The organism is Microbacterium sp. MMO-35, from assembly GCF_037147555.1.
GTDB lineage: Bacteria > Actinomycetota > Actinomycetes > Actinomycetales > Microbacteriaceae > Microbacterium.
Genome location: NZ_JBBCVH010000002.1, coordinates 281,639 through 300,850 on the forward strand (window position 1 = coordinate 281,639; position 19,212 = coordinate 300,850).

A 19,212-nucleotide genomic window follows, 5' to 3' on the forward strand; every position below is an offset into this window, starting at 1 on the left:
GAAGGCCCCGCCGGAGCGGGGCCTTCGCAGGGGCGATTACTTGCCGGAACCGCCGAAGTTCTTGAAGCGCTGGTTGAACTTCTCGACGCGACCGGCCGAGTCCATGATGCGCTGCTTGCCCGTGTAGAACGGGTGCGAGGCCGAGGAGATCTCGACGTCGATGACGGGGTACTCCACGCCGTCGAGCTCGATCGTCTTGTCGCTGGTGACCGTCGAACGGGTCAGGAACGTGTCTCCGGAACCGAGGTCGCGGAAAACGACGGCCTGGTACTCGGGGTGGATGTCAGTCTTCATGGGATTCCTTACGTGGTGCCCTGGATTGTGCCAGGGGCGAGGGAAGTCTGCGGTGCAGAGTGCACCAAGGGTCGATTCTACCAGTCCTTCGACGGACTCAGGAACCAGCGGCACGCGCCGCGTAGCGTCCCGCGGTCCGGTCCAGGGCGATCGGCATCGCGAAGGCCTCGCTCAGCGCCTCCGCGGTGAGCGTCTGCTCGATGGGACCCGCGGCGACGATCGCACCGTCGCGCAGCAGCAGGACATGCGTGAACCCGACGGGGATCTCCTCGACGTGGTGCGTCACCATCACCATCGCCGGGGTCGTCGGGGACTGGGCGAACCCACTGAGCAGGGCCAGCAGCTCCTCGCGGGCGCCGAGGTCGAGGCTCGCGCTCGGCTCGTCCAGCAGCAGGAGCTCCGGATCCGTCATCACGGCGCGGGCGATCTGAACCCGCTTCTGCTCGCCGTCGCTGAGGGTCCCGAAGTGGCGCTCGGCGAGGTGCTCCAGATGCCACTGCTCGAGCACCCGGAGAGCGCGGCGCTCGTCGAGCGACTCGTAGGACTCGTTCCAGCGGCCCATCACGGAGTAGGCCGCCGTCATCACCGTGTTGAGCACGGTCTCGTCCGCCGGGATCCGGCGGGCCATCGCCGAGGAGGCGAAGCCGATCCGCGGGCGGATCTCGAACACGTCGGTGCGCCCGAGCGTCTCGCCCAGGATGTCGACGCGCCCCTGCGTCGGATGCATCAGCGTGTCCGCCAGCTGCAGGAGCGTGGTCTTGCCCGCGCCGTTGGGCCCGAGCACCACCCAGCGCTGGTCGTCCTCGACGGTCCAGGAGAGGTGATCGACGATGTTGCGACCGTCGCGGCGCACCACGACGTCCGAGAATTCGAGGACGGCAGACATGCCCTCAGCCTATCGTCGGGCCGTGAGCTCCTCGTAGAGCGCCCGGGTCGTGTCGGCGATCGCGGCCCAGCTGAAGTCGGCCGCCGCCCGCTGCCGGCCGGCCTCCCCGTATGCCTTCGCTCGCGCGGGGTCGGAGACGACCTCGGTGAGCGTGGCGGCGAGGTCCGACACGAAGCGCTCGGGGTCGACCGGGGTCCCCGTGCCGTCCTGCACCTGCTCGATCGGCACCAGCCGCCCGGTCACGCCGTCGACCACCACTTCCGGGATGCCCCCGGTCGCGGTGCCGACCACCGCGGCGCCGCACGCCATGGCCTCCAGGTTCACGATCCCGAGGGGCTCGTAGACCGAGGGGCAGACGAAGGTGGTCGCGGCCGTCAGGATCGCGGACAGCTCGTGGCGCGGCAGGAACTCCTCGATCCAGACCACCCCGGTGCGCGTGGCGGTGAGGTCGGACACGAGGCCGCGCACCTCGTCCATGATCTCCGGCGTGTCGGGCGCCCCGGCGCAGAGCACCAGCTGCACCTCCGGGGGCAGCTTCTCGGCGGCCCGCAGGAAGTACGGGAGCCCCTTCTGCCGGGTGATCCGTCCGACGAACACCACCGAGGGGCGCGACGGGTCGATCCCGTGCTTCGCCAGCACATCGGCGTCGTGGACCGGATGCCAGGCGTCGACATCGATGCCGTTGTAGATCACGTGAACTCTGGCAGGATCCACCTGCGGGTAGGCGCGCAGGATGTCGTTGCGCATCCCCCCGCTCACCGCGATGATCGCGGCGGCGTTCTCGTAGGCCAAACGCTCGATGCCGCTGGAGACCGCGTAGCCGCCGCCGAGCTGCTCGGCCTTCCAGGGGCGCAGGGGCTCGAGGCTGTGCGCCGTGAGGACATGCGGGATGCCGTGCAGCTGCGCGGCGATGTGTCCTGCGAAGTTCGCGTACCAGGTGTGGCTGTGCACGACATCGGCGCCGGCGACGTCCGGCACCATGTCGAGATCCGTGCCGAGCGTCTGCAGAGCGGCGTTCGCATCGGCGAGTTCGACAGGTGTCCGATAAGCCGTCACATCCTGTTCATCCCGGTCCGCCCCGAAGGCGCGCACGCGCACGTCGGCGCCGGAACGCAGGGCTTTCACCAGTTCTGCGACGTGCACACCGGCCCCTCCGTAGATCTCCGGCGGGTACTCCTTGGTGATGATGTCGACGCGCATGTCCTGAAGGTAGTACATCGCGTCGACGTGGCTCTATGGTGGACGCATGTCGGCACCAAAGAAGGTTTTCGGGATCATCCTCGCCGGCGGCGAGGGCAAGCGGCTCATGCCCCTGACGGCGGATCGGGCCAAGCCCGCAGTGCCGTTCGGTGGGCAGTACCGATTGATCGATTTCGCGATCTCCAACCTCATCAATTCGGGTCTGCGCCAGATCGTCGTGCTCACGCAGTACAAATCCCACAGTCTCGACCGCCACATCTCGCAGACCTGGCGGATGTCGGCCCTGCTCGACTCCTACGTGGCCTCCGTGCCCGCTCAGCAGCGTCTGGGCAAGCGCTGGTTCTCGGGCTCGGCGGACGCGATCCTGCAGAGCATGAACCTGATCCTCGATGAGAAGCCCGACATCGTCGTGGTCATCGGCGCCGACCACGTCTACCGGATGGACTTCCAGCAGATGATCGACGCGCACATCGCCTCCGGGGCGCGGGCGACCGTCGCGGGGATCCGGCAGCCCCTCGCCCTCGCCTCCCAGTTCGGTGTGATCGACATCGCGGACGGAGACTCCGGGCGCATCAGCCAGTTCCTGGAGAAGCCGTCCGACCCGACCGGGCTGCCCGACTCTCCGCACGAGGTGCTCGCCTCGATGGGCAACTACGTCTTCGACGCCGATGCGCTCATCGAGGCGGTCGAGGCCGACGGAGAGCTCGCCGGCTCGAACCACGACATGGGCGGCGACATCGTGCCGTACTTCGTGAACCGCGGCGAAGCGGGCTTCTACGACATGAAGCAGAACGAGGTCCCGGGATCCTCCCCCCGCGACCGCTCCTACTGGCGGGACGTGGGCACCATCGAGTCGTTCTTCGACGCGCACATGGATCTCATCTCGACGCTGCCGATCTTCAACCTCTACAACATGGAGTGGCCGATCCACTCGCAGGCGGTCAACTCGCCGCCGGCCAAGTTCGTGCGCGACTCGGTCGGACGGATCGGCAACGCGATCGACTCCATCGTGTCGCTCGGCTCGGTGCTCTCCGGCACACATCTCGAACGCAGCGTCGTCGGCCCGTGGACGCTCGCGGCGGGGGGATCGACGATCACAGACTCCGTGCTCTTCGACGGGGTGCGCGTCGGACAGGGCGCACGCGTTCATCGCGCCATCCTCGACAAGAACGTGGTGCTGCTGGACGGGGCGACCGTCGGCGTGGACCGCGAACGCGACCTCGATCGCGGCTTCACCATCACGGAGACGGGGCTCACGGTCGTCGGCAAGGGCATGCGGATCGAGCGCTGACGTCGCCGCGCGCGACACACGGTTTGATGACGCCCGGTGCGGCGGATACCCTCGACGGGTGACCTCCGCGCGCTTCCTCGTCGTCCTCGATGCCGATTCCACGCTCATCCGCAACGAGGTGATCGAACTCCTCGCCGACGAGGCCGGACGTCGCGCCGAGGTCCAGGCGGCGACCGAGGCGGCGATGCGCGGCGAGGTCGACTTCGCCACGAGCCTCCGCTCCCGCGTCTCGGCTCTCGCCGGGGTGCCGACGACTGCGTTCGACCGGGTGCGGCAGCGGATCGAGCCGACCCCCGGCGTGCGCACGCTGATCGACGAGGTCCACGCCCGTCACGGCGTCGTCGGCGTGGTGTCCGGAGGCTTCCACGAGATCCTGGACGCGGTGGCGCCCGCGCTCGGCGTCGACCGCTGGCGCGCGAACCGGCTCGAGGTGCACGACGATGCGCTGACGGGACGCGTGCAGGGCGAGATCGTGGATGCGGCGGCCAAGGCGGCCTCGCTCCGCGAGTGGGCGGCGGAACTCGGCGTCGCTCCGCACGCCACCATCGCGATCGGCGACGGCGCGAACGACCTGCAGATGATGGCGGCCGCCGGGCTCGGCCTCGCGTTCAACGCGAAGCCGGCGGTGCGTGCGGCCGCGTCGCTCGTGATCGGCCCCGTCGACCTCGCCCAGGTCGTACCGCTGCTCCCCTGACGGGTGTCCTCCGCGCCGGTGGCACTGGCGCGATGTCGGAGGCTCCCCCTAGCGTCGAGGCATGGACATCATCCTCGTTCCCGGTCTCTGGCTCGACGCCGACTCCTGGGAGCCCGTGCTCCCCGCTCTCCGCGCCGCCGGACACGAACCGCACGCGCTCACGATGCCGGGTGTCGGATCGCCCGCCGCCGGCTCCTCCGACATCCGGCTCACGGATTGGATCGCTGCGGTCGTCGCCGCCATCGACGCCGCTCCGGGCGACGTGGTCCTCGTCGGGCACTCCGGCGGCGGCAACGTCATCTGGGGCGCGGCGGACGCCCGCCCCGACCGCGTCCGGCGCGCGGTGTTCGTCGACACCGTCCCGCCTCCGTCCGGCAGCGGGATCAGCGAGTTCCCCGTCGTCGACGGCGTCATCCCGTTCCCCGGTTGGGGGTTCTTCGACGCCGACGACGTCGCCGACCTCGATGAGCCGACCAGGGCGGCCAAGGCCCTCACGACGAAGAGCGTGCCCCGGCACGTGCCGACCGATCCGATCCCGCTCGCGGACGGGCGCCGCTACGACGTCCCCGTCACCCTGCTCATGGGCTCGCCCACGCAGGATGAGCTGGAGTCCTTCCTCGGCCAGTGGGAGTCCTACTGGGAGGAGTACCGCAGCATCAAGGACGCGGAGGTCGTGCGCATCGGATCCGGTCACTGGCCGCAGTTCTCGGCTCCCGAGCGGCTCGCCGAGCTGCTCGTGGCGGCCACGCGCTGACCGACCGCCGTCGCGTCGACCCGGGCGTCAGTGCCCCATGCCGAGGCCGCCGTCGACCGGGATCACCGCGCCCGAGATGTAGCCGGAGTCGTCCGAGGCGAGCCAGGTGACGACGCCGGCGACCTCGTCGGCCGATGCGAAGCGGCCCGCCGGGATGCTCGCCTTGTACTGCTTCTGCGTCTCCTCGGGGAGCTCCGCCGTCATGTCGGTCTCGATGAAGCCGGGGGCCACGACGTTCGCGGTGATGCCGCGCCCGCCCAGCTCCCGGGTGAGGGAGCGCGCGAAGCCGACGAGCGCGCTCTTGGACGCGGCGTAGTTGATCTGCCCGGCGGAGCCGTACAGGCCGACCACGCTGGAGATGAGGATCACGCGACCGAAACGGGCTTTGAGCATTCCCTTGGACGCACGCTTGACGACGCGGAAGGACCCGCCGAGGTTGGTGGAGACGACGCTGTCGAAGTCGTCCTCCGACATGCGCAGCAGCAGGGTGTCCTTGGTGATGCCCGCGTTCGCGACGACGATCTCGACAGGGCCGAGCTTCTGCTCGACCTCGGTGAAGGCCGCATCCACGGCCGCGGAGTCCGTCACGTCCGCGCGGACGGTGAGCGTTCCCTCCGGGCCCTCGCCGCTGCGCGCGGTGACAGCGACCCGATAGCCGTCCCGCACGAAGCGCTCGGCGATCGCGCGGCCGATGCCGCGGTTTCCGCCGGTGACCAGGACGACGCGATCAGTGCTCATGCGGGGCTCCCAAGAATCGAGGTGTACGGCAGGCAAGCCTAGCGAGCCGACTCGGCGTCAGGAATTGACACGGCCCTGACGGCACGGAAATCTTTGTGGTGAACACGATCTTTACGAACGACGGCGAGGAAGCGCATGAGCAACGACAACGGCGGGTACCCGCCCCCGGGGCAGCAGCCCCCCGCATACCCGGGCGCCCCGGTGCCGCCCCAGCAGCCCGCGTACCCCGGCGCAGCTCCCCAGCAGCAGCCGACCCCCGGCTATCCGGGAGCCGCGCCCCAGCAGCCGGCGCCGGTCTATCCCGGCGCCACCCCGCCGGCACAGGCCTACCCGGGCGCCGCACCCACGACGCAGGGATACCCCGGCGCGTCGTACGCGCCGCCCTACGGTCAGCCCTATCCGGCGCCGCTGAAGTCCAACGGGCTGGCGATCACCGCGCTCATCTGCGGCATCGCCGGTGTGGTGCTGTTCTGGCTCGCGTACATCGTGCTGCCGTTCCTGGCGGCCGTGACCGCGATCATCACGGGACACATGGCGCTCGGGAGGGTCAAGCGGGATCCGGCTCTCGGCGGGAAGGGCATCGCCCTGACCGGTGTGATCCTCGGCTACGTCGGTGCGGGTCTCAACCTCATCATCGGCATCGGCTTCCTCATGCTGATCGTCTACGGCATCTCCCAGGGCGCCAACAGCGGCTACTGAGTGCGTCGCGGAGACGACTCTGCGGGTCACGGCGGCGTAGGCTGGAGTCATCGTGAGAAGGACTCCAGACGCCGCCGTGACTTCGCTCCCGCGCGCCCCGCGCGACGAGGCGCGCGACCGCGTGCGCCACTATGCGATCACCATGGGGATCCGCACGGTGTGCTTCATCCTCGTCTTCACCGTGCAGCCGATGGGCTGGTGGACCTGGGTCTTCGCGATCGCCGCCGCCGTACTCCCCTACATCGCGGTCGTCTTCGCGAACGCGGGGGACGACTCGGTCCCGAACGAGGTCGAGTCGCCGCTCATCGAGCTCGAGCGGCCGGCTGAGCGCAGCGAGGCTCCCTCCCCCGACCGTCAGGTGATCACCCTCGCCGAGACGCCCGCGCGGTCTGCCGAGCCGAACGCATGAACGCGCCGGATCCGGAGCTGAAATGCTCCCGGGCGGGGTGCCGCGCTGCGGCGACGCACCGCATCGTCTGGCGCAACCCGCGCATCCACGGGCCTGAGCGCGAGAAGGTCTGGCTCGCATGCGACGAGCACCTTCGATTCCTCTACGACTATCTGCGGGCCCGTGACTTCCCGGCGCGCATCGACGCCGCCGTCGGAGAGGGCGAGCACGAATGATGCGCCAGCGCCTGCTCCGCTGGAGCGCCTACCTCGCCGTGGCGATCGTGTTCGCGATCGTCTGCGCGTACCTGTCGAACTGGCAGTTCTCACGCAACGAAGGCCGTCAGACCCAGCTCGAGCTGGTACAGCGCAACTACGACGCGAAGCCCGTCCCGCTCGGTCAGCTGCTCTCCCCCGGCGAAGCTCTCCCGGAGAAGTCGCAGTGGCACCCCGTGCAGGTGCACGGGCAGTACGAGCCGGCAGGACAGCTCCTGGTGCGCAATCGCCCGCACGGCGGCACCAGCGCCTTCGAGGTCCTCGTGCCGTTCCGCACCGACGACGGGCGGGTCTTCATCGTGAACCGGGGCTGGGTCATCGCGGGCGACGGATCCGATGTGCCGACGTCGATCCCGGCGCCGCCCTCGGGCGAGACCACGGTCATCGCCCGGCTGCGCCCGGCCGAGCCGCTGCCTCCCTCGGGACGCGGCGCGCCAGAGGGCCAGGTTCCCAGCATCAACCTCGCCCTCGTGGCGGACAAGATCGGCGACGGCGCGGCCGTCGACACCGGGGCCTACGGCGAGCTCGTCAGCGAGTCCCCTGCGCCCGCCACACGTCCGCACGCGTTCGAGGCGCCGTCCGATGATCCTGGCCCGTTCCTGTCCTACGCGATCCAGTGGATCCTCTTCGCGATCATGGGCTTCATCTTCATCGGATACGTGATCCGCACGGAGGTGCACAAGCATCGGGACGAGGCCGCCGGACGGCCGCCGCGAGGTCCCCGACGCCGGCGCGACCGCGACATGGACGACGAGGACGCGCTCCTCGACGCCGTCGAGACGCGCTGACCCCGGGACTCCGCGCGAACGAGGACCCGGGGATCTCGATCAGGCCAGCTCGATGAGCTCCTGATACTCCTTGCTCCAGATGTCCTCGACACCGTCGGGCAGGATGAGCACGCGCTCCGGGTTGAGCGACTCCACGGCACCGGGGTCGTGCGAGACCAGCACGACCGCACCCTCGTAGTGCGCCAGCGCGCCGAGGATCTCCTCGCGAGAGGCCGGATCGAGGTTGTTCGTGGGCTCGTCGAGCAGCAGCATGTTGGCCGCGGAGACGACGAGCGTCGCGAGCGAGAGACGGGTCTTCTCGCCTCCCGAGAGCACGCCTGCGGGCTTGTGCACGTCCTCGCCGGTGAACAGGAACGAGCCCAGCACCTTGCGCGCCTCCGTCTCGTTGAGATCGGGGGCGGAGGACATCATGTTCTCCAGGACGGAGCGGGACACGTCGAGGTTCTCGTGCTCCTGCGCGTAGTACCCGACCTTGAGGCCGTGGCCCGGCTCGAGCTGCCCGGTGTCGGGCTGATCGACTCCCGCGAGGATCCGCAGCAGCGTCGTCTTGCCGGCGCCGTTGAGGCCCAGCACGACGACCTTGGAGCCGCGGTCGATCGCGAGGTCCACATCGGTGAAGATCTCCAGCGAGCCGTAGGACTTCGACAGTCCCGATGCCATGAGCGGCGTCTTGCCGCACGGGGCGGGCTTCGGGAAGCGCAGCTTGGCGACCCGGTCGACCTGGCGCACCTCCTCGAGCCCCGAGAGCAGCTTCTCCGCGCGGGCCACCATCTGGTGGGCGGCAGCGGCCTTGCTGGCCTTGGCGCCGAAGCGGGCCGCCTGCTGCTGCAGCGAGGTCGCCTTCTTCTCGGCGTTGGCACGCTCCTTCTTGCGGCGCTCCTCATCGGCGACGCGCTGGCGGAGGTAGTTCTTCCAGTTCATGTTGTAGATGTCGATCATCTGACGGTTCGCATCCAGGTAGAACACCCGGTTCACGGTCTCGCCGACGAGCTCGACGTCGTGGCTGATCACGATCAGCCCGCCCTTGTACCCCTTGAGGAACTCGCGCAGCCACACGACGCTGTCCGCGTCGAGGTGGTTCGTGGGCTCGTCGAGGATCATCGTCTCCGCGTCGGAGAACAGGATCCGCGCGAGCTCGATGCGCCGGCGCTGACCGCCGGACAGGGTCTTCAGAGGCTGGTCGAGGATCCGGTCCGGCAGCGAGAGGTTGTGCGCGATCGAGGCGGCCTCCGCCTCGGCCGCGTAGCCGCCGAGCGCCTCGAAGCGCTCGGTGAGGTTGCCGAACTGCCGCATGGCCTTCTCCGCCACCGCCGCGTCCTCGGATCCCATGGCCTCGGAGGCCTCGCGGATCCGCAGCGTGAGGGATCCCAGGCCGCGCGCATCGAGGATGCGGGTGCGCGCGAGCATCTCCGGATCCCCGGATCGCGGGTCCTGCGGCAGGTATCCGAGCTCGCCGCTGCGCTCCACCTTCCCGTCGGCGGGGATGAGATCCCCCGCGAGCACCTTCGTCAGCGTGGTCTTGCCGGCGCCGTTGCGGCCGACGAGACCGATCTTGTCGCCGTCGGCGACGCGGAAGGACACGTTCTCCATGAGGAGTCGCGCTCCCACGCGGATCTCGAGGTCGTGCACGGCGAGCACAGCAGACGTCCGTTCTTCAGCAGGGGGTGGGCGGCCGGATGGCCAGCCTCCCAGTATAGGCCGCGCGTCCGGGAGGACGCCGACCGACCGCCGACGCGCCCGCCGGCTCAGGGCGCCAGACCGCGTGCAGCCAGTGCCTCCCCCACGGCATCGGCGTGGCGCATCGTCCGCACCAGGATCGGGAGTGCCGAACGCAGACCGAGCCGCACCCCCCTGGCGTCCTGCGCTTCACGCACGGCGCGGACGAAGCCGCCGACCACCGGCACCATCGTCAGGGTGAGCGAGAGCACGAGCGCCACGGCGTCGACGTCGACTCCCAGGGCCCGGAGAGGGCGCAGCAGCCGGACGATCGTCGCCATGAGCGCGCTCGTCCGGGTGGTGCGGGTGAGCAGCTCCGCCAGCAGCAGGAGGATCACGAGCCGGCCCGTGTTCACGATGGCCGCCGGAGCTCCGACGAACACGCCCAGCGCGGCGCCGAGGGTGAGGATCAGCCAGCGCAGCCGCCACCACGCCGCGCCGAGCTCGCGCATCCCGAGACCGGCGAGCGGGAAGAGCAGGCTCGCGCCGGCGACGCCGACGAGGATCGGCACGATCATCGCAGGTGCCGCCGGGAGGAAGGAGATGCCGAAGGCGACGACCGCGAGAACCGCGAGCTTGACCCCGGCCGGGATGCGATGCAGCAGTCCGGATCCTGGGCGATACAGCGAGATCATGACGACGCTCTCAGCCGCACAACTGCAGGTAGTCCGCGATCACGTCGTCCGGCGCACCCTGTGCGTGGACGCGACCGCCCTCGATGAGGACGGCTTCGTCGCAGCGGCGCACCAGATCGAGGTCGTGGGTGACGAGCACGAGCGGCACCGGCAGGTCTTCGATCAGGGCGTCGCCGATGCGCCGGCTGTTGCGCAGATCGAGGCGCGTGGTCGGCTCATCCGCGACGACCAGTCCCGGCCGGCCGATCAGCACCGAGGTCAGCGCGAGCAGCTGCTTCTGCCCTCCGGACAGGTCGGACACGGGCGCGTCGCGCAGCGTCGCGAGCCCGCACAGATCGAGGGCCTCGTCGACCCGCGCCGTCCGCTCCTGCGCTGGCACGCCGCGCAGCGACAGCGCGAGGTCCTCGGCCGGGGTCGGCATCAGGATCTGCGCCTCGGGATCCGCGAACACGAACCCCACATGGCGCCGCACCGCCTGCACGTCGCGTGCCGGGTCGAGCCCCGCCACGCGCACCGTTCCCGAGGTCGCGACCTGCAGGCCGTTGAGCAGACGGACGAGACTCGACTTGCCGGATCCGTTCGCGCCGATCACCGCCGTCCGGCGTGTGGTCAGCCGCACCGAGACGTCGTCGAGGATCGTGCGCCCCTCCACCCCCAGCGTGACCGAGCGCAGCTCGACGTCAGGCGACACGAAGCGCCGTCCGCGCGAAGGCACGCGGATAGGCCCGCTGCAGCGCGACGCAGAGCACGGTGGCCGCGACGGCCTTGATGAGGTCTCCGGGGAGGAACACGAGGCTCGACAGCGCCGTGGGCGCCAGGGGCACGCCCGTCACGAGCGCCTGCACCGGGATCCCGAACAGATACACGACGCCGATTCCGCCCACCACGGCGGCGATTCCCGCGCGCCACCAGGTGATGCGCCGCGTGCCCAGGATGAGGCCGATCACGACCACTCCCGCGAGCCACCCCAGGAGGTAGCCGGCGCTGGGGCCGACGAACACACCGAGGCCGCCTCGGCCGCCGGCGAGCACGGGCAGGCCGGCCGCAGCGAGGGCGAGGACGGCGAGGACGGCGAGCGGGGCGAGGCGCGGACCGAGGATGAGCCCGGCGAGCATCACCCCGAGGGTCTGGCCGGTGATGGGCACTCCCCCGGGCAACGGGACGATCACGAGCCCCAGAGCGATGATCAGCGCCGCGAACACGGCGATACGGGCGGCGTCGGCACCCCACGGGCGGGCGTTCGTCGTCATGGCGGTCCCTTTCGGATCTGAAGTCGTGTGCTCGGCCCCTGCGGGCCAGTCCTGAATACTGTTCACCTGAACGGTGTTCACTATACTCGGAGCATGACTCCTCCGCGCACCGGTCGACACGACCGCGAGCACATCATCGGCGTCGCGCTCGAGCTGCTGGACCGCTACGGGCTGCCCGATCTGACCATGCGCCGCCTCGCGACCGAGCTCGACGTGCAGGCGAGCGCCCTGTACTGGCACTTCGACAGCAAGCAGGACCTGCTCGCCGCCGTCTCCGATCGCATCCTCGCGCGCATCCCCGAACCCGCCGAGGGCGAGCCCCTGATCGACGCGGCGCGGGCGGTGCGCGATGCGCTCCTCGCCCATCGCGACGGCGCAGAGATCGTGATCAGCTCGGCGGCGCTGCGCCCCGGTCGTTCGCGGGCGCAGGACGTGCTGCTGCGTGCGCTGCCGTCGCATCTCGACGACCCCGACCTCGCGGCCACCGCGGTGCTGCAGTTCGTGCTGGGGCACACGACGCTCGTCCAGCAGCGCATGCACGGCGAGAGCTACGGGGCAGCCCGCACGACGGAGGTGCTCGACGACGACGCGCGGGACGCCGCCGTCTTCGCGACCGGGATCGCCCTGTTCAGCCTCGGGGCGGCTCCGGCGCTGCACTGACGGTCCCTGCACGGGGACCGTCTCCGATCCGGGAGCCCGGGATCGCCGCGAGCAGCAGCACGACGGACGCGAGAGCGAACACGGCGGGGAAGCCGGAGCCGGCGATCGGCAGAGCGAAGAACAGCAGCCCTGCGACCGCGATGGTCACGGCCGACCCCGTGGAGTCGGAGATCGACAATGCCGAGGAGTTGAACCCTTCGTCCGAGGGCGTCGAGTACGCCAGCATCAGCACGTTGAGGCGCGGGTAGACCAGTCCCATCGCGCCGCCGGCGATCCCCCACAGCACGACGACGGCCCAGGGCATCGTCGCCGTCGCCGCGACCAGGACCAGGCCGATGAGTGCGACGAGCAATCCTGCCGTGGAGATGAGTACCGTGCGGCGGCTGCCGAGGCGGTCGCCGTACTTCCCCTGCACGGCCGACGCGGCGGACCAGGCGAGGGCCGCCGCAGTGAGCGAGAGGCCGGCGATGGTCGGCGTGAAGTCAAAGCGGTCCATGAGCATCTTCGGGACGTAGGTCTCCGCCGCGAAGAACGCCCCTGCGATCAGGCCGCGCATCAGGATCACGCTCGGCAGGCGCGGTGCCGCGCGCAGTGTCCCCCTCGGCAGCAGCGGCCGGATCGAGAGCACGATGACGAGCACGGATCCGAGGGCGAGCGGCCATCCGAACGGCGCCGGCGCCTCGGCCGCGAACCCGACCGCGACGGCGGCGATCGCGACCACGACGGCGAGCAGGATGCGGCGCGCGATCCCGCCGGTCGTGGTGCCGGACCGTGCGTCCCCCTCCACCGCGGCCGGTTCGGTGCCCGCACCGTTCTGCGGATGGGCGTCGAGGTCGACCGCGCGGAGCTTCACCGCGACGAGCGCGAAGGCGACCGCGGTCAGCACGGCGACGCCGAGGAAGGTCCAGCGCCAGTGCAGGAACTGCGCGACCGCGCCGGCGAGGAAGGGTCCGATCATCGACGGGACCACCCAGGCGGCGGCGAAGGCGGCGAAGATCCCTCCGTGGAGGTGCGGCGGATACACGCGTGCGACGACCACATACAGGGCGACGACCTGGCCGCCGGCCCCGAGCCCCTGGATGAGGCGTCCGAGGATCAGCACGTACATGTCCGTCGCGATCCCGGCGATGAGCAGGCCGACGATGAACAGCACGACCGCGGTGTACAGCGGCGCCCGGGGTCCCGATCGGTCGCTCCACGCTCCCGCGGAGACCATGCCGATCACGCCGGTCGCCAGCGTCCCGGCGAAGGCGACCGCGTAGAGCGCCTCGCCGTGCAGGTCGGCGGCGACCAGCGGCATGACCGTGGTCACCGCCAGCGCCTCGATCGCTCCGAGGAAGATCAGCACGACGGAGCCGACGGTGATCCCCAGGCGATCCCGGTCCCAGACCGTCGCCGCAGCCGCGGCCGCCGTCACCGACGCACCAGGGCAGCGATGCGGAGCACGGCCTCGGTGAGCACCTCCGGGGAGCATCCCAGATTGATGCGCACGTGGCCTCGTCCCTCTTCGCCGAACGTCGGTCCGCGGTTGAGCGCCACACGGGCCTCCCGGAGGATCCGCCCGGCGGGATCATCGCCCCAGCCGAGGTCCCTGAGGTCGACCCAGGCGAGATAGCCGGCATCGGGAAGACGGTACCCCGCCTCCGGCAGGTGCTCGGCGAGTAGCCGCCCGAGGAGTCGCCGGTTGTCATCGAGCGCCACCAGCAGCGCATCCAGCCACGCGTCGCTCTCCGGCGCCCAGGCGGCCACCGCCGCCAACGCGCCGAACAGGCCCGTGCGCCACTCGACCTCGGGCGGGAGCCCGCGGACGACCGCCGCCGTCTTCTCGCTCGCCGTCACCATGACTGCGCACTTGAGACCCGCGAGGTTGTACGCCTTGCTCGCGCTCGTGACCGTGTAGCCGATCTCCGCCGCGACCGGCGAGGCGGCCAGGAAGGGCGTGTAGTCGATGCCCGGCTGCACGAGCGGGGCATGGATCTCATCGCTCACGACGACCGCTCCGTGCGCGGCGGCGAGCTCGGCGAGGCGTGCCAGTACCGCTCTGCTGTGCACGGTGCCGGTCGGGTTGTGCGGGTTGCAGAGCAGCACGGCGCGCGCGCCGCGGGCCAGTGCCCGCTCGATCCCCGCCAGATCCAGGACCCAGGATCCGTCGACATCGACGAGGGGAACGCGCTCGGCGACGCCGCCGGCCTCTTCCACGCAGTCGAAGAAGGGCGGGTAGACGGGCGGCGCGACGATCACGCGGTCGCCCGGGGCGAGCACGGCCCGCAGGATCTCGACGACGCCCATCATCACATCGCAGGTGGAGCGGATCCGCTCGGGCTGCACGGTCCAGCCGAAACGGCGCTCCGCGTAGGCCGCGAAGGCGGAGCGGATCCCGGGGTCCGGCGGCGTGTAGCCCGTGTCCCCCAGTTCCACCGCGGTGCGCAGCCGTGCCGTGATCGCGTCCGCGAGGGGGAAGTCCGTCTCGGCGACGAACAACGGGAGCACGTCCTCCGGGTAGGTGCGCCACTTGGTGCTGGTGCGGCGGCGGAGCTGATCGAGCGGCAGGGCGCGCAGTGCGGTACGGGCGGCGGTGGTCACCCTCCGAGCCTATCGACGCCGGAACGGCGAGCGGGCAGCCCGCGTCACACGGCGTCAGACCTCGGATGCAGGCAGTCCCCGTGCGGCGTGGCGGCCCGACACGACGACGGCCCGGCGCCGTGTTGCAGCGTCGAGCCGTCGTCGTGTGCGTCTACAGGTCAGATCGCGAAGCCGAGGGCGCGCATCTGGTCGCGTCCGTCATCGGTGATCCGCTCGGGGCCCCACGGCGGCATCCACACCCAGTTGATGCGGAAGCGGTCGACGACGTCGTCCAGCGCCTGACCGGTCTGCTCCTCGAGCACGTCGGTCAGCGGGCACCCGGCGCTCGTGAGCGTCATGTGGATGACGAGGGCGTCGTTTTCCTCGTCCCAGGAGAGGTCGTAGATGAGACCGAGGTCGACGACGTTGATCCCGAGCTCGGGATCAACGACGTCCTTGAGCGCCTCGGTGACCTCGTCGTACTTCTCTCCGGTCAGCGTTGCCGTCATGGCTTCCAGCCTACGCTTCGATGGGAGCGCTGGGGTCGAGGAACCGGTCGTACCCCTCGTCCTCGAGACGGTCGGCGAGCTCCGCGCCGCCCTCCTCGACGATCTTGCCCGCGACGACCACGTGCACGTAGTCGGGGCGGATGTAGCGCAGGATCCGGGTGTAGTGCGTGATGAGCAGCACGCCGAGGTTCGTGTGCTCCTTGGCGCGGTTGACGCCCTCCGAAACGATCTTCAGCGCGTCGACGTCGAGGCCGGAGTCGGTCTCGTCCAGCACGGCGATCTTCGGCTTGAGCACCTCGAGCTGGAGGATCTCGTGACGCTTCTTCTCTCCGCCGGAGAAGCCCTCGTTGACGTTGCGCTGCGCGAACTTCGGGTCCATGCGCAGGTTCGCCATGGATTCCTTGACGTCCTTTGTCCACTGACGGATCGAGGGCGCCTCGCCGTCCAGCGCGGTCTTGGCCGTGCGCAGGAAGTTCGTGACGGTGACGCCGGGGATCTCCACCGGGTACTGCATCGCGAGGAAGAGACCGGCGCGGGCGCGCTCGTCGACGCTCATCGCGAGGACGTCCTCGCCGTCGAGCGTGATGGTGCCGCCCGTGACGGTGTACTTCGGGTGGCCCGCGATCGTGTAGGCGAGGGTCGACTTGCCGGAGCCGTTCGGGCCCATGATCGCGTGGGTCTCGCCCGTGCGCATGGTGAGGGTGATGCCGTTGAGGATCGGCGTGGTTCCCGCCTCGGTCTCGACGGTGACGTGCAGATCGGTGATCTCCAGGACAGACATGGATGATTCCTTCGTGGTTTTCGTGAAGCTTCGTGTGCGGATGCCGCGCGCGGCCTCGTGCTCTGGCACGGGCTCAGAGAGCGCTGACGTCCTTCGTGACGGCGGGGTCGATCATGAGGTCGTCTCCGACGATCTCCGTGACATAGACCGGGACGGGCTCGTAGGCCGGCAGGTTCAGCGGCTTGCCGGAGCACAGCGAGAAGGCCGAGCCGTGGGCCCAGCACTCGAGCGTCTTGCCCTCGACGAACCCTTCCGACAGCGAGATGTCGCCGTGCGTGCAGGTGTCGCCGATCGCGTGGATCTCACCCTCGGAGTCGAGCACGACCGCGATCGGCACGCCGTCGAGCTCGACGCGCAGCGGAGTGTCCTCCTGCAGCTCGCTCACCGCGCATGCCCGCTGCGCGGTCACGCGTTCACCGCCTGCAGCTCGAGCTCGATCGCGGCGAGGAGCTCCTCCTCCAGAGAGGGAAGGCCCAGTCGCTGCACGATGTCGCTGAGGAAGCCGAGCACGACGAGACGGCGCGCTTCCTCCTCCGTGATGCCTCGAGCCTGGAGGTAGAACAGCTGCTCGTCGTCGAAGCGCCCGGTGGCGCTGGCGTGACCGGCCCCGAGGATGTCGCCGGTCTCGATCTCCAGGTTCGGGATCGAGTCGGCGCGCGCGCCCTCGGTGAGCACCAGGTTGCGGTTGGCCTCGTAGGAGTCGGTTCCGGTGGCATCCGGACCGATCAGCACGTCGCCGATCCACACGCTGTGTGCGCTCTCGCCCTGGAGCGCGCCCTTGTACAGCACGTCGCCGACCGTGTGCGCGCCCTTGTGGTGCAGGTAGACCTGGCTCTCCAGGTGCTGACCGGCGTCGGCGTAGGACAGTCCGTAGAGCCGGGCCTCGGAGCCGGATCCGGAGAGCTCCACATTCGGGTTCACGCGCACGATGCCGCCGCCGAAGCTCACCACGAAGTGCGTGAGCGACGCGTCGCGATCGACGCGGGCCTGGTGGGCGGCCGCATGGATCGCCTCATCGGCCCAGCGCTGCACGCTGACGACCGTGAGCTGCGACCCGTCCCGGGCGATGATCTCCACGTTCTGCGCGTACTGCGCTGCGCCGTGGTGGTCGAGGACCACCGTGGCGCGGGAATTCGGCATCGCCTCGATGAGGATCTGACCGAACGCGCGCTTGGCCGCGTCCGTGCCGTCGACGCGGAGGACGATCGGCGCGTCGATCTCGCCGTCCTGCGGGATGCGCACGTGCAGGCCGCGGCGGGCGTGCTTCCAGGCCAGGGCGCTCGGCAGATCCTCCGGGCGGAAGAACTCGCCGTAGGCGTCGGTCTCATCCGGCACGAGGAAGGCCTCGACGTCGTCGAGATCGATCGACAGCGCGGAGTCGTCACCGGCCTCGTCGGTCAGAAGCCCGGCGAGCTGGGCCACCGGCGTGTGCTTCCAGTTGACCTCGCGCCCCGTGGGGGTGCCGAAGTCGGCCGGGTCGAACGAAGACGGCCGTTCCGACCGGGTCTGCACCGGGACGGTCTTGTCCGCGGAGAAGACCTGGGCGGCCGGGTCGATGTGGGCGTGCGTGTCCTGCGCCTCGACGGGCGCGGCAGTGGGGGCCGTCATCTCAGCCGACCGATCCTTCCATGCCCATCTCGATGAGCTTGTTCAGTTCCATCGCGTACTCCATGGGCAGCTCGCGCGCGATCGGCTCGATGAAGCCGCGCACGATCATCGCCATCGCCTCGTCCTCGGGCATGCCGCGGGACTGCAGGTAGAAGAGCTGCTCCTCGCTGACCTTCGAGACCGTCGCCTCGTGCCCGAGCTGCACGTCGTCGACGCGGATGTCGATCGCGGGGTACGTGTCGCTGCGGGACTTGGTGTCCACGAGCAGGGCATCGCAGCGCACGGTGTTCGCGGAGTGGTGGGCGTTCGCGTCCACGCGGACCTCGCCGCGATAGCCGGCGCGGCCGCCGCCGCGGGCGATCGACTTCGAGACGATCGACGACTGCGTGTACGGCGCCATGTGGATCATCTTCGCGCCGGCGTCCTGGTGCTGACCGGGGCCGGCGAAGGCGACGGAGAGCGTCTCGCCCTTCGCGTGCTCGCCCATGAGGTAGATCGACGGGTACTTCATCGTCACCTTGGAGCCGATGTTGCCGTCGACCCACTCCATGGTCGCGCCCTCGTGCGCCACGGCGCGCTTGGTGACGAGGTTGTAGACGTTGTTCGACCAGTTCTGGATCGTCGTGTAGCGCACGCGGGCGTTCTTCTTCACGATGATCTCGACCACGGCCGAGTGCAGGGAGTCGCTCTTGTAGATCGGCGCGGTGCAGCCCTCGATGTAGTGCACGTAGCTGTCCTCGTCGGCGATGATCAGCGTCCGCTCGAACTGGCCCATGTTCTCGGTGTTGATCCGGAAGTAGGCCTGCAGCGGGATCTCCACGTGCACGCCCTTGGGGACGTAGACGAAGGATCCGCCGGACCACACGGCCGTGTTCAGCGCGGCGAACTTGTTGTCGCCGGCCGGGATGACCGTGCCGAAGTACTCCTGGAAGAACTCGGGGTGCTCGCGCAGCGCGGTGTCGGTGTCCATGAAGATGACGCCCTGCTGCTCCAGGTCCTCGCGGATCTGGTGGTAGACGACCTCGGACTCGTACTGCGCGGCGACGCCCGCGACCAGACGCTGACGCTCCGCCTCCGGGATGCCGAGGCGCTCGTAGGTCTCCCGGATGTCCTCCGGGAGGTCCTCCCAGCTCTGCGCCTGCTTCTCGGTCGAGCGCACGAAGTACTTGATGTTGTCGAAGTCGATCTCGCTGAGGTCGGCGCCCCAGGTCGGCATCGGCTTGCGACCGAACAGCTGCAGACCCTTCAGACGGGTCTTCAGCATCCACTCGGGCTCGTTCTTGAGCGCCGAGATGTCACGCACGACGGCCTCGCTCAGGCCGCGCCGCGCGCTGGCGCCGGCGGCATCGGGGTCGTGCCAGCCGAACTCGTACACCCCCAGCCCATCCAGCTCCGGGCGGTCGATCAGCACATCCGACATCACACTCTCCTCTTGGGCCGTAACGGTTCATCCGCCCCGGCACACCGCCGATCCCGCCGAGTCT

23 protein-coding genes are annotated in these 19,212 nt (G+C 69.9%); 8 read left to right on the top strand and 15 right to left on the bottom strand.

From position 1 onward, the window contains the following. Nucleotides 1-36: 36 nt before the first annotated feature. The 3 genes from WFJ01_RS04650 to glgA form a co-directional block, all read right to left on the bottom strand. The gene (locus tag WFJ01_RS04650; protein WP_292886977.1) at nucleotides 37-294 is read right to left on the bottom strand and encodes a type B 50S ribosomal protein L31; all 258 of its coding nucleotides are present in this window, start codon (nucleotides 292-294) and stop codon (nucleotides 37-39) included. A 97-nt stretch (nucleotides 295-391) separates the two neighbouring features. Further along, nucleotides 392-1,180, bottom strand: coding sequence for an ABC transporter ATP-binding protein (locus tag WFJ01_RS04655; RefSeq protein WP_292886974.1), 789 nt, complete (start codon nucleotides 1,178-1,180; stop codon nucleotides 392-394). 9 nt (nucleotides 1,181-1,189) lie between these two features. Then, complete coding sequence (gene glgA, locus WFJ01_RS04660; protein WP_336628348.1) at nucleotides 1,190-2,380, bottom strand: glycogen synthase; 1,191 nt, start codon at nucleotides 2,378-2,380, stop codon at nucleotides 1,190-1,192. A gap of 46 nt (nucleotides 2,381-2,426) precedes the next feature. Between glgA and WFJ01_RS04665 the strand changes: the two genes are divergently transcribed. From WFJ01_RS04665 to WFJ01_RS04675, 3 genes are all read left to right on the top strand, one after another. Next, nucleotides 2,427-3,671, top strand: a complete 1,245-nt coding sequence (locus WFJ01_RS04665) for a glucose-1-phosphate adenylyltransferase (protein WP_251440167.1) — start codon at nucleotides 2,427-2,429, stop codon at nucleotides 3,669-3,671. Between the two features lie 58 nt (nucleotides 3,672-3,729). Then, the gene (gene serB, locus WFJ01_RS04670; protein WP_336628349.1) at nucleotides 3,730-4,365 is read left to right on the top strand and encodes a phosphoserine phosphatase SerB; all 636 of its coding nucleotides are present in this window, start codon (nucleotides 3,730-3,732) and stop codon (nucleotides 4,363-4,365) included. A gap of 61 nt (nucleotides 4,366-4,426) precedes the next feature. Next, nucleotides 4,427-5,119, top strand: coding sequence for an alpha/beta fold hydrolase (locus WFJ01_RS04675; protein WP_336628350.1), 693 nt, complete (start codon nucleotides 4,427-4,429; stop codon nucleotides 5,117-5,119). Between the two features lie 27 nt (nucleotides 5,120-5,146). On the opposite strand, the gene WFJ01_RS04680 is transcribed toward WFJ01_RS04675, so the two are convergent. Continuing rightward, nucleotides 5,147-5,857, bottom strand: a complete 711-nt coding sequence (locus tag WFJ01_RS04680) for a beta-ketoacyl-ACP reductase (RefSeq protein ID WP_292886963.1) — start codon at nucleotides 5,855-5,857, stop codon at nucleotides 5,147-5,149. A 135-nt stretch (nucleotides 5,858-5,992) separates the two neighbouring features. Here WFJ01_RS04680 and WFJ01_RS04685 point away from each other — a divergent pair, with 135 nt between their 5' ends. The 4 genes from WFJ01_RS04685 to WFJ01_RS04700 all read left to right on the top strand — a co-directional run bounded on the left by WFJ01_RS04685 (nucleotide 5,993) and on the right by WFJ01_RS04700 (nucleotide 8,007). Continuing rightward, complete coding sequence (locus WFJ01_RS04685; protein WP_336628351.1) at nucleotides 5,993-6,556, top strand: DUF4190 domain-containing protein; 564 nt, start codon at nucleotides 5,993-5,995, stop codon at nucleotides 6,554-6,556. A gap of 76 nt (nucleotides 6,557-6,632) precedes the next feature. Next, nucleotides 6,633-6,965, top strand: a complete 333-nt coding sequence (locus tag WFJ01_RS04690; protein WP_336628352.1) for a DUF3099 domain-containing protein — start codon at nucleotides 6,633-6,635, stop codon at nucleotides 6,963-6,965. Beyond that, on the top strand, nucleotides 6,962-7,180 hold the full coding sequence (locus tag WFJ01_RS04695) for a hypothetical protein (RefSeq protein ID WP_251440184.1): 219 nt from the start codon (nucleotides 6,962-6,964) through the stop codon (nucleotides 7,178-7,180). Before WFJ01_RS04690 ends, WFJ01_RS04695 begins: the two co-directional genes overlap by 4 nt. Next, nucleotides 7,177-8,007: an SURF1 family cytochrome oxidase biogenesis protein gene (locus tag WFJ01_RS04700; RefSeq protein ID WP_251440187.1), complete on the top strand. Its 831-nt coding sequence runs from the start codon at nucleotides 7,177-7,179 to the stop codon at nucleotides 8,005-8,007. Before WFJ01_RS04695 ends, WFJ01_RS04700 begins: the two co-directional genes overlap by 4 nt. Nucleotides 8,008-8,046: 39 nt before the next feature. Here the strand turns inward: WFJ01_RS04700 and WFJ01_RS04705 are convergent, their stop codons facing one another. From WFJ01_RS04705 to WFJ01_RS04720, 4 genes are all read right to left on the bottom strand, one after another. Beyond that, entirely contained in the window at nucleotides 8,047-9,645 is a 1,599-nt protein-coding gene (locus tag WFJ01_RS04705; RefSeq protein ID WP_292886949.1) for an ABC-F family ATP-binding cassette domain-containing protein, read from the bottom strand. A 107-nt stretch (nucleotides 9,646-9,752) separates the two neighbouring features. After that, nucleotides 9,753-10,358: a CbiQ family ECF transporter T component gene (locus tag WFJ01_RS04710; RefSeq protein ID WP_336628353.1), complete on the bottom strand. Its 606-nt coding sequence runs from the start codon at nucleotides 10,356-10,358 to the stop codon at nucleotides 9,753-9,755. 10 nt (nucleotides 10,359-10,368) lie between these two features. Further along, nucleotides 10,369-11,049 carry an energy-coupling factor ABC transporter ATP-binding protein gene (locus WFJ01_RS04715; RefSeq protein WP_336628354.1) on the bottom strand — a complete coding sequence of 227 codons (681 nt, stop codon included), beginning with the start codon at nucleotides 11,047-11,049 and terminating at the stop codon, nucleotides 10,369-10,371. Then, on the bottom strand, nucleotides 11,039-11,608 hold the full coding sequence (locus WFJ01_RS04720; protein WP_336628355.1) for a biotin transporter BioY: 570 nt from the start codon (nucleotides 11,606-11,608) through the stop codon (nucleotides 11,039-11,041). Before WFJ01_RS04720 ends, WFJ01_RS04715 begins: the two co-directional genes overlap by 11 nt. Before the next feature lie 93 nt (nucleotides 11,609-11,701). On the opposite strand from WFJ01_RS04720, the gene WFJ01_RS04725 reads away from it, so the two are divergent. Continuing rightward, on the top strand, nucleotides 11,702-12,268 hold the full coding sequence (locus WFJ01_RS04725; RefSeq protein WP_251440198.1) for a TetR family transcriptional regulator: 567 nt from the start codon (nucleotides 11,702-11,704) through the stop codon (nucleotides 12,266-12,268). On the opposite strand, the gene WFJ01_RS04730 is transcribed toward WFJ01_RS04725, so the two are convergent. From WFJ01_RS04730 to sufB, 7 genes are all read right to left on the bottom strand, one after another. Continuing rightward, nucleotides 12,237-13,685: an MFS transporter gene (locus WFJ01_RS04730; protein WP_336628356.1), complete on the bottom strand. Its 1,449-nt coding sequence runs from the start codon at nucleotides 13,683-13,685 to the stop codon at nucleotides 12,237-12,239. The genes WFJ01_RS04725 and WFJ01_RS04730 overlap by 32 nt on opposite strands. After that, on the bottom strand, nucleotides 13,682-14,851 hold the full coding sequence (locus WFJ01_RS04735) for a MalY/PatB family protein (protein ID WP_336628357.1): 1,170 nt from the start codon (nucleotides 14,849-14,851) through the stop codon (nucleotides 13,682-13,684). Before WFJ01_RS04735 ends, WFJ01_RS04730 begins: the two co-directional genes overlap by 4 nt. 158 nt (nucleotides 14,852-15,009) lie before the next feature. Next, complete coding sequence (locus WFJ01_RS04740) at nucleotides 15,010-15,339, bottom strand: metal-sulfur cluster assembly factor (RefSeq protein WP_045252088.1); 330 nt, start codon at nucleotides 15,337-15,339, stop codon at nucleotides 15,010-15,012. A gap of 10 nt (nucleotides 15,340-15,349) precedes the next feature. After that, nucleotides 15,350-16,120, bottom strand: coding sequence for a Fe-S cluster assembly ATPase SufC (gene sufC, locus WFJ01_RS04745; RefSeq protein WP_292886926.1), 771 nt, complete (start codon nucleotides 16,118-16,120; stop codon nucleotides 15,350-15,352). 73 nt (nucleotides 16,121-16,193) lie between these two features. Then, complete coding sequence (locus tag WFJ01_RS04750) at nucleotides 16,194-16,529, bottom strand: non-heme iron oxygenase ferredoxin subunit (RefSeq protein WP_251440247.1); 336 nt, start codon at nucleotides 16,527-16,529, stop codon at nucleotides 16,194-16,196. Then, on the bottom strand, nucleotides 16,526-17,728 hold the full coding sequence (gene sufD / locus WFJ01_RS04755; RefSeq protein WP_336628358.1) for a Fe-S cluster assembly protein SufD: 1,203 nt from the start codon (nucleotides 17,726-17,728) through the stop codon (nucleotides 16,526-16,528). Before sufD ends, WFJ01_RS04750 begins: the two co-directional genes overlap by 4 nt. Nucleotide 17,729: 1 nt before the next feature. After that, nucleotides 17,730-19,148: a Fe-S cluster assembly protein SufB gene (sufB, locus tag WFJ01_RS04760; RefSeq protein ID WP_251440253.1), complete on the bottom strand. Its 1,419-nt coding sequence runs from the start codon at nucleotides 19,146-19,148 to the stop codon at nucleotides 17,730-17,732. Between the last annotated feature and the right edge of the window lie 64 nt (nucleotides 19,149-19,212).